The organism is Aminobacter sp. P4_D5 (assembly GCF_056401815.1).
In genome coordinates this window covers 1-553 of sequence record NZ_JBFUIP010001226.1, presented here as the reverse complement: position 1 = coordinate 553, position 553 = coordinate 1, and the positions used below count along the sequence as shown (strand labels likewise).

The 553-nt window shown below is 64.0% G+C and carries 1 protein-coding gene; it reads right to left on the bottom strand.

What is annotated here, in order from left to right:
* Window positions 1-119 precede the first annotated feature (119 nt).
* Window positions 120-553, bottom strand: a 434-nt coding sequence (locus AC1DWF_RS37630; RefSeq protein ID WP_476843508.1) for an IS5 family transposase, incomplete at its 5' end; no start/stop codon positions are given.

Here is a 553-nt window from a genome sequence, read left to right as displayed (position 1 = left end):
GCACAGCGCTGGACGGATCTCGTCCGGAAGCGGAACATCCGGGCGGATGTTTGATGAAAGACGCGATCGGGAATGCCGCTGCGTCGGTGAGCTCGACGTGGGAAGTCTAGGCTCAGGACTCATTGTCCGAGCCAGAAGATGACGGTGGCGGCGAGGGCGACGGCGCTGAAGAAGGTGTGGGCGCATCGGTCGTAGCGCATGGCGATGCGCCGCCAGTCCTTGATGCGGCCGAACATGATCTCGATGCGGTATCGGTGACGGTAGAGCGCGGCGTCGTGCGGAATGGGCACTTTGCGGCTTCGCGTCGAGAGAATGCAGGGCGCGATGCCGCGATCTTGCAGGGCATTGCGGAAGTGCTTGCTGTCGTAACCTCGGTCACCGATCAGTTCACGGGCGGCAGGCAGGTGCGGAAGCATCAGGGCGGCGCCGCGATGATCGCTGGCCTGTCCCTCGCTCAGCACGAGAACGAGCGGTCGCCCCTGTCCGTCACAGACGGCGTGGAGCTTCGAATTCAATCCGCCCTTGGCACGTAAGCGTTCACTGACGGCTGCGG